The sequence below is a fragment of the Nocardia cyriacigeorgica NBRC 100375 genome, from assembly GCF_000308555.1.
Taxonomy (GTDB): domain Bacteria; phylum Actinomycetota; class Actinomycetes; order Mycobacteriales; family Mycobacteriaceae; genus Nocardia; species Nocardia cyriacigeorgica.
Genome location: NZ_BAFY01000207.1, coordinates 1 through 4,280 on the forward strand (window position 1 = coordinate 1; position 4,280 = coordinate 4,280).

Below are 4,280 nucleotides of genomic sequence, written 5' to 3' on the forward strand. Positions count from 1 at the left end.
CCGCACGCGATGCTGGAGACCGTCAACGACCCGCGCGCCGCGGCCGCCGCCGCGGATGTCGTGCTGGCGACCGCGGGTCCCGGCACCGAGGTGGCGCTGGAATCCGCTGACCTGAAGGCGGGTTCGGTGGCGGTACTGGTCGGGTACGGGCTGGCCCCGTCCACGCTGAACGACGCCGATCGCGTCGTCGCCACCAGTGCCGCGCAGATGGCGGTGACCGGCACCGATATGGCGGGCCCCGACGGAGTGCTTCGACCCGTCGATGCCGAGCTGCCGCAGATCCTCAGCCGTCGCGCCGTGGCCAGGCGTTCGGAGAAGGAACGCATCTTCGTCTACAACAGCGGACTCGTGCTCACCGATATCGCCGTCGCGCACGCGCTCGCCGAACGCGCGATCGCCGAGGGCAGAGGTACCGAGGTACCGCTGTGGGATTGATGGAGACGGATGGCGCGGCTGCGCTGGTGGACGCCGAAGCGGCAGCCGAGGCGGCGGTCCGCCGAGCCGGCACCACGGCATCGTCCGCACGGGGCACCGGCGGGATCATGGCGATGCCGCTGCCCGCCCACCGGGACGAGTGGGAGCAGCGGATCATCGACGACCCGAATCTGCTCGGCGACATCGCTTTCGCCATCGGCGGGCCGTTCCACCTGATGTACCCGGCGCGGGTCGCCCACAATGTCCGTGGTTTTCAGCAGGCGTTCGCCGAGGCGGGCCTCGACGGGCTGGTCTACTTCGGCAAGAAGGCGAACAAGGCCGGGTGCGTGGCGCGGGCGTGCGCGGAGCAGGGCGCGGGCGTCGACGTCGCGAGTACCGGCGAGCTGACGGCGGCGCTGGCGCAGGGCGTTCGGGGCGCGGAGCTGATGGTGACCGGCCCGGAAAAATCCGATGACCTGCTGTGGCTCGCCGCCAGGCACGCAGCGCTGATCGCGGTGGACAGCGTCGGCGAACTCGAACGCATCGCCGCACTCGGCCTCGAGGTCCGGGTACTGCTTCGGGTGCTGCCACCGGCGTCGGCCAGCCGTTTTGGCATGACCGACACCGAAATCGAACAGGCCCTCACCGCCGCCACCGCGATGACCTCGGTGCGGTTGGCGGGCTTCAGCTTCCACCTGTCCGGCTACGACCCGGTACCGCGCGCCGAACTGGCCGCCGAGCTGGTCGACCGGTGCCTGTACGCACGCACGCTCGGGCATCCGGCGGACACCGTATCGATCGGCGGCGGCTTCGGGGTGGACTATGTGCCCGCCGAAGCCTGGTCCGGATTCACCGGCGAAGCGAGCCGCCGCTGGTTCCACACCGGCAAGAAGTTCGACAGCTACTACCCGTACCACTGCCCCGAGCCGGGGCCGGCCATGCTCACCGCGATCCTGAATCGCGATGGCTTGGCCGGGCGGCTACGCGAGCACGGCATCCGGCCGGCCATCGAACCCGGACGGGCATTGCTCGACCGGGCAGGCAGCACCGTGTTCCGGGTGCAGGGCAGCAAGACCCGGCTCGCGCACGGGCACCCGTACCGCATCCTGACCGTCGACGGCTCCAGCCTGAGCCTGTCCGAGCAGTGGTTCGACAGCGAATACCTGCCCGACCCGGTGCTCTGGCCGGTACGCGCGGGCACCGTCACGCCGACGGTGGTCGGCGCGGCGACCTGCCTGGAGTCGGACATGCTCAGCTGGCGCCGGATCCCGCTGCCACGGCCGGCCGAACCCGGCGATCTGCTGATCTATCCGAACACCGCCGGATACCAGATGGACTCCAACGAGTCCGCCTTCCACGAATTACCCCTACCGCCGAAGGTGGCGCTGCACGACGCGCCCGGCGGCAGGTTCCGCTGGACGCTCGATACCCACTGATTCGCTTCGCCCAGATCCATCGATCCCGGCTGGATGCCGGACTGTACCGACCGAGGAGACCTTCCATGCCGCTCGTCACGCGTGTGACGGACCTGATCGGCCGCACCCCGTTGTTCGAGCTGGCGGCCACCGCGACCGGCACCAGGCTGCTGCTCAAGCTCGAACAGTTCAACCCGACCGGCGCCGCCAAGATCCGGATGGCGCGCGAAATGGTGCTCGACGCCGAGCGAAGAGGTTTGCTGCGCGATGGCGAGCATATCATCGAATCGACCTCCGGCAACACCGGCCTCGGCCTGGCGGTGGTTGCCGCCGAACGCGGCTACCGCTTCACCGCGGTGGTCGACCACCACGCATGTAAGGACAAACTGCGCGCGATGCGAGCAATGGGTGCGGAACTGGTGTTCGTCGCCGATGACGGCGACGACAACCTCGCCACCTCGGCCCGCGAGGACCTCGCCGAGGCGATGGCCGCCGCCCAGGACGACGCCTACTTCACCGAACAGCACAACAACGACGCCAACGCGGTCGGCTACTACGCGGTGGCCGAAGAGTTGCTCGAAGACGTCGAGCGCGTCGATATCCTGCTGTCCGCGGTCGGCACCGGCGGATCGCTGTTCGGCACCGCCACCCGGCTGCGTCAGCTCGGTTGCGTGCCCAAGGTGATCGGCGTCGAGCCGGTCGGTTCGATCGCGTTCGGCGGCCCGGGCGGGCCGTACTGGCAGTCCGGCACCGGAACGCCGCCCGGCGCGACCATCGGAACGGCGGTCGACTATTCGCTGCTGGACGAGGGGGTGAAGGTGAGCGATGTGGCTGCCTTCGCCACCGCGCGCGCCGTCGCGGCCGAACTCGGGCTGATGCTCGGTGGCTCGGCGGGCGGTTCGGTGCATGCCGCGCTGACCAGGCTGGAGGAGTTCCCGCCCGGGTCCACCGTGGTCACCATCGTCTGCGACGGCGGCGAGAAATACCTCGACACCGTCTTCGACGACGATTGGATGCGCGCTCGCGACCTACTCGACCCCGACACCGAAGCCGAGGTCAGGACCATGCTCGCCCGCTACACCCCGGCCGCCCGTCGAGATCATCTGGTGGAGGCACGGTGAATCTGTCCGACTTCCGCGCCGACGGCAAGAGGCTCACCGCACTGGCGACGCCGATCGCGTTGACGCAGCTGGCGCAGATCGCGGTCTCCACCACCAATATCGCTCTCATGGGCAGCCTCGGCGTGCGTCAGGTCGCGGCGGGCGGTCTGGCGATCGTGCTGTTCAACCAGATCCGCACCATGTGCGTCGGGCTGATCACCGGCAGCGGCAATCAGATCGCCTCGGCGGTGAGCGCGGCCGGCAAACGCGGCGTGAGCGCCGACCGTGAGGTCCGCGATGTGGTGCGGTCGAGCTTCCTGATCGCCACGCTCGCCGGCCTGCTCGGCGGCGTCGTGCTGGTCGGGCTCGGCTGGTCGCTGCAATGGCTCGGCCAGGACGCCGGTGTGCTCGCCGACGCGCGCCCGATGATGGTCGCCCTGGCCCCCGGCCTGCTGCCCTGCCTGTGGTTCCAGGTTTTGCGCCAGTACACCGTCGGCATGCAGAAACCGCAGGCGCTGCTGCTGGTGACGCTCGGTTCGGTGGCGTTGAATCTGGTGCTCGCGCTGACCTTCATGCACGGCTGGCTCGGCCTGCCCGCACTCGGGCTCACCGGCATCGGGGTGGCGACCTCGCTGGTCTTCCTGATCACCTTCGCCGTGTTCTGGGCGATGGTGCGGCGCGATCAGGAACTCGCCGCGGGCTTGTCGTTGCGGCCGTGGCCGGTGCGGATGACGACGGTGCGCGCGGAGCTGAAGCTGGGCGTGCCGATTTCGCTCACCTACGGTTCCGAGGCCGGCATGTTCTCGGTGCTCGCGCTGGTCATGGGCAGTATCGGGCCGGCTGCGCTGGCGGCGCACAACGTCGTCTATCAGATCATCTACATCGTGTTCCAGGTCGCGATCGGCCTCTCGCACGGTGCGTCGATCCTGGTGAGCCATGCCGTGGCGCGCGACGAATTCGATCATGCGCGGGCGCTGGCGTGGCTGGCGCTGCGCCACGCCACGGTGATCGCCGCGGTCACCGGCGTGGCCTATGTGGTGATTCCCGATCTGGTGTTGCGGCCGTTCCTCGACCCCGGCGATACCGCGACCATCGAGGTGGCGAAGACGCTGCTGCTCATCGGTATCGTGCTCCAGTTCTTCGACGCGGCCCAGAACATCGGCAACGGGCTGTTGCGCGGATTGAAGGCCACCAAGGCCGGATTCCGGTTGTCGCTGATCGGTTATTGGCTGGTGGGATTGCCGACGGCGCTGCTGCTGGCCTTCCCGGCGGGATTGGGCGCCGCAGGTGTGTGGTGGGGCCTCACCGCCGGCCTCGCGGCCACGGCGGGGCTGATGTTGCGCCGCTACTT

3 protein-coding genes and 1 pseudogene are annotated in these 4,280 nt (G+C 69.3%); all 4 read left to right on the forward strand.

The annotated features are described in order from the left end of the window. Positions 1-435: pseudogene (locus RJ05_RS21285) on the forward strand (ornithine cyclodeaminase family protein); the annotation flags it as partial. After that, positions 432-1,850: an alanine racemase gene (locus RJ05_RS21290; RefSeq protein WP_373365075.1), complete on the forward strand. Its 1,419-nt coding sequence runs from the start codon at positions 432-434 to the stop codon at positions 1,848-1,850. The pseudogene RJ05_RS21285 and the gene RJ05_RS21290, both read left to right, overlap by 4 nt. Positions 1,851-1,915: 65 nt before the next feature. Continuing rightward, complete coding sequence (locus RJ05_RS21295) at positions 1,916-2,950, forward strand: PLP-dependent cysteine synthase family protein (protein ID WP_036539863.1); 1,035 nt, start codon at positions 1,916-1,918, stop codon at positions 2,948-2,950. After that, on the forward strand, positions 2,947-4,280 hold a 1,334-nt coding region (locus RJ05_RS21300), incomplete at its 3' end, for an MATE family efflux transporter (protein ID WP_036539866.1). The genes RJ05_RS21295 and RJ05_RS21300, both read left to right, overlap by 4 nt.